Here is a 4,317-nt window from a genome sequence, read left to right on the forward strand (position 1 = left end):
CCCCCCCCCCCCCCCCCCCCCCCCCCCCCCCCCCCCCCCCCCCCCCCCCCCCGCGCGGGGGGCGCCCCCCCCCGCGCCCGCGCCCCCCCCCCCCCCCCCCCCCCCCCCCCCCCCCCCCCGGGGCCGGGTGTGCTCGGTGCGAGGGGCCGGGTGCTGCGCGGTGCGCGCGGCTCAGTGCTGTTCGGTGCCGTGCAGCGGGAAGCCGGCGATGCCGCGCCAGGCCAGCGAGGCCAGCAGTTGCACCGCCTCGTCGCGCGGGACACTGCGGTCGCTGTTCAGCCAGGAGCGGGCCACCACCTGGGCGAGGCCGCCGAGGCCGGAGGCCAGGAGCATCGACTCCGCCCGCGAGAGGCCGGTGTCCTCGGCGATGACGTCGCAGATCGCCTCGGCGCACTCGTTGGTGACCTTGTCGACGCGCTCGCGCACCGCGGGTTCGTTCGTCAGGTCCGACTCGAAGACGAGGCGGAAGGCGCCGCCGTCGTCCTCGACGTACGCGAAATAGGCGTCCATCGTCGCGCGGACGCGCTGCTTGTTGTCGGTCGTCGAGGCGAGCGCGCCCCGCACGGCCTGGATGAGCGACTCGCAGTGCTGGTCCAGCAGGGCGAGATAGAGGTCGAGCTTGCCCGGGAAGTGCTGGTAGAGCACCGGCTTGCTGACGCCGGCCCGTTCCGCGATGTCGTCCATCGCGGCGGCGTGGTAGCCCTGCGCGACGAAGACTTCCTGGGCGGCGCCCAGCAGCTGGTTCCGTCGGGCACGGCGCGGCAGGCGCGTGCCCCTCGGGCGTGCCGCCTCAGTTTGCTCGATGGCTGTCACGCCGCCTCCCAATGTCGTCCACTTGCGGTGTGCCGCCGCGCCGCCATCGTACTTTTCGGTAACCCTGGTGTGCGCGCTGTGGCCGCAGAATTTCACGGACCGGACGACGGCAAAAGGGGCGCGTAAGGTTTAAGTCGGGGCGTAATGGGCATAAGGCGGCCCCGGCCCAGGTCGGCGCACGGCGGTCGGGTCAGCGGTAGTCGTCCTCGGCGGGGCGGGTCAGCGGTAGTCGTCCTCGTCGAGCGAGACGACGCGGGCCTGTTCGACGAGGTCGGCCTCGTTCGCCCGGGCGGGGTCGACGCCCTCCAGGGGGTCGTCGCGCTCCGGTGTCACAACCGCCTGCTGCTCGGCGGCATCGTTCTCCGGGGCCTCGACGTCGAACTCCGCGGCGTCGTCGTCCTCGAACGTCTCGGGGTCGGTGGGGTCGATGGCCATGGTGGGCTCCCTTCCTACGAACGTCCCTGAAGATGCAGGGGAACACGCGCGGGTGCCCTCTGTACGAGCCTAGGAGACACCCTTTTCGGACGCTATGCGATGTGCCCAGGAATCACGTCCCTATCTCCGCGCCGTCGGCCGGGCGCCTGTGACGGCGGACACACAGGTCGCGGTGTGATCGTCTCGTAACATTGCGGCATGTCTTCGACCGAGCTGCCATCCGTGCCGCCCACCAGTGTGCTGCCGAAGGCCGCGTCCGTCCGGGTCGCCGAGGGCGAGCGACTCCGATCGGTCGGACTGCCGGGTGTCACCCTGACGATCCGTTCCAGGCCGCCCGCGCGCGAGGGACTCGAACCCGCGCTGTACGTCCACGGACTGGGCGGGTCCTCGCAGAACTGGTCCGCGCTGATGGCGCTGCTCGACGGGGTCGTCGAGAGCGAGGCCGTCGACCTGCCCGGCTTCGGTGACTCACCGCCGCCGGACGACGGCGACTACTCCATCACGGCACACGCGCGTGCCGTCATCCGCTACCTCGACGCGTCCGGACGCGGGCCCGTCCATCTCTTCGGCAACTCCCTCGGCGGCGCGGTCTCCACGCGCGTCGCCGCGGTCCGGCCCGACCTCGTCCGCACGCTCACGCTCGTCTCGCCCGCCCTGCCCGAGCTGCGGGTGCAGCGTGGCGCGGTCCCGACGGGGCTGCTCGGCATGCCCGGCGTGGCCGCGCTCTTCACCCGGTTCACCCGTGAGTGGACGGCCGAACAGCGCGTCCGCGGCGTCACGTCCCTGTGTTACGGCGACCCCGGGCGGGTCTCGCCGGAGGCGTTCCGCCACGCGGTGGAGGAGATGGAGCGCCGGCTGCGCCTGCCGTACTTCTGGGACGCGATGTCGCGTTCCGCGCGCGGTCTGGTCAGCGCCTACACGCTGGGCGGCCAGCACGGGCTGTGGCGCCAGGCCGAGCGCGTCCTCGCCCCGACGCTCCTCGTCTACGGCGGTCGCGACCAGCTCGTCGGTTTCCGCATGGCCCAGAAGGCGGCGCGCAGCTTCCGCGACTCCCGTCTGCTGACGCTGCCGAACGCGGGACACGTGGCGATGATGGAGTACCCGGAGACGGTGGCCCTGGCGGTCAAGGAGCTCCTGGCGGAGACGGCACGGAAGACGGGTCGTCCGGGAACCGGAGCGGGCTCCGGGCCGTTGTCCGAACACACCGGCACATCCGCGGGTGCGGGGAACTGAGGGGGGTCGTGGGACGCCATAGCCGACGGGGGCCCGCGCCCAGGAGCGCGCCGCAGAGCGGTACCGGTACAGGGGGAGCCGAGCAGGAAGCCGCCGCACGGCGCGGTCGAGTGCGGGGCGCGGACCGGCCCGCCGACGGGACGGGAGCCCGCGGTGTTCCTGGATTCCCCGATGGGACGCCTGCTCGCGGGGTGCCCGGGTTCCCCGACGGGACACCGGCCCACGGCACGCCGCGGCTGCCCGACGGTACTCCCGCCCACGGCTTCCCGCAGGTCCGGGGCGGTCATCCCCAGCAGCCTGAAGGCGGGGGCGGCTGGGGGGAGGCGCGCGGGCGGACGGCGAGTGGTGCCGGGCCGATGATCCCCCGCCAGCGGCCCGCGGCCCCGGCTGCGCCGCGCCAGGAGTACCTCGACGCCTTCGCGGAGGACGACGATGTCTTCACGCGCCGCAGACCCGTGTCCGTCACCGCGTCCGCGGGCCGCCCGTACGACCCGTACGCCTCCGTCACCGACTGGGATGCCGGCTCCGGCCCGGCAGCCCCGGCCGGCGACGGCGACGGCGCGTCGCCCCTCGGTGAGCCGGTGTCCGCCAAGGGCGCCAAGGGGCGGACGTTCACCGGGATCGCGGCCGCCGCCGTCACCACCGTGCTGGCCGTGGTGGTGGCCGGGCAGGTCACCGACGCGCGGGACGGGGAGTCCGCCCAGGCGCAGTCCGCGACGGACCAGGCCGCCCGCGACGCCCGCGACTCCGCCACACGCGGGGACGACCGGCCGAGCCCGTCCGCGCCGGCGGGCGTGACGCCGCTGACGTACGAACAGAAGATGAGTGAGAAGTACGCGCTCAGCGCCACGCTCAAGGGGTCGGGGAAGTTCGACGCGGTGCCCGGCATCGACAAGGCGCCCGGCAAGGGGCAGAAGTACACCTACCGCGTGGATGTGGAGCAGGGGCTGGGGCTCGACGCCGAACTGTTCGCGCAGGCCGTGCAGAAGACGCTGAACGACGACCGGAGTTGGGCCCACAACGGCGCGCGGACCTTCGAGCGGATCTACTCGGGCAAACCCGACTTCGTCATCACGCTCGCCAGCCCCGGCACCACCGCCGACTGGTGCGCGAAATCCGGCCTGGACACCACCGTGGACAACGTCTCCTGCGACTCGGCCGCCACCGAGCGCGTGATGATCAACGCATACCGGTGGGCCCAGGGTTCGAAGACCTACGGCGACGCCATGCAGGCCTACCGGCAGATGCTCATCAACCACGAGGTCGGCCACCGGCTCGGCTACAGCCATGTGACCTGCGACAAGAGCGGCGAACTCGCGCCGGTCATGCAGCAGCAGACGAAGTTCCTCGAATTCGACGGGATCCGCTGTCTGCCCAACCCCTGGCCGTACCCGGAGAGTTGAGAAGCGGCCGGGCGCTCGGTGTGGCGGCGCGGTCGCCGTACCGGCGCTCGGCCACCGCGTCGACGCTCGACGCCCGGGGCGCGGCCACCGCAGCGACGCTCGCGCTCGGCAGCCGCACCGGCGCTCGGCGCTCGGCCGCCGTACCGGCCCCCGCCCCGCGCGTCACTGCCCGTGGAGGGGGCGGGGGGAGTCGGTGGTGGTGCGGCGCGGCGGCGCGCGCCCGGGGGCGGAGCCCCTGCCGTGACGTTTCGCGATCGCGTGATCTCTTAGCGCGACGGAACGCGACCCGCACAGGAAAGTTACGGCCGTTCACCCCTTTTGGTGGGGGGGGGGGGGGGGGGGGGGGGGGGGGCGCGCGGGCGCCGCCGGGGGGGGGGGCGGGGCCGCGCGCGCGGGGGGGGGGGGCCCCGCGCCCCCGCCCGCCCCGCCCGCC

The 4,317-nt window shown here is 74.0% G+C and carries 4 protein-coding genes; 2 read left to right on the top strand and 2 right to left on the bottom strand.

Annotated elements, in window-relative coordinates; all coding sequences use genetic code 11:
* Positions 1–171: 171 nt before the first annotated feature.
* Together ACIBBD_RS38675 and ACIBBD_RS38680 are read right to left on the bottom strand one after the other, a co-directional pair.
* Positions 172–813, bottom strand: a complete 642-nt coding sequence (locus ACIBBD_RS38675; RefSeq protein ID WP_399424697.1) for a TetR/AcrR family transcriptional regulator — start codon at positions 811–813, stop codon at positions 172–174.
* A 219-nt stretch (positions 814–1,032) separates the two neighbouring features.
* The gene (locus ACIBBD_RS38680) at positions 1,033–1,248 is read right to left on the bottom strand and encodes a hypothetical protein (protein ID WP_399424698.1); all 216 of its coding nucleotides are present in this window, start codon (positions 1,246–1,248) and stop codon (positions 1,033–1,035) included.
* Between the two features lie 198 nt (positions 1,249–1,446).
* Between ACIBBD_RS38680 and ACIBBD_RS38685 the strand changes: the two genes are divergently transcribed.
* On the top strand, positions 1,447–2,481 hold the full coding sequence (locus tag ACIBBD_RS38685; protein WP_399424700.1) for an alpha/beta fold hydrolase: 1,035 nt from the start codon (positions 1,447–1,449) through the stop codon (positions 2,479–2,481).
* 8 nt (positions 2,482–2,489) lie between these two features.
* Positions 2,490–3,884 carry a DUF3152 domain-containing protein gene (locus ACIBBD_RS38690; protein ID WP_399424702.1) on the top strand — a complete coding sequence of 465 codons (1,395 nt, stop codon included), beginning with the start codon at positions 2,490–2,492 and terminating at the stop codon, positions 3,882–3,884.
* The last annotated feature ends 433 nt before the right edge of the window (positions 3,885–4,317 follow it).

The sequence above is a fragment of the Streptomyces sp. NPDC051315 genome (genome assembly GCF_044455165.1).
GTDB lineage: Bacteria > Actinomycetota > Actinomycetes > Streptomycetales > Streptomycetaceae > Streptomyces.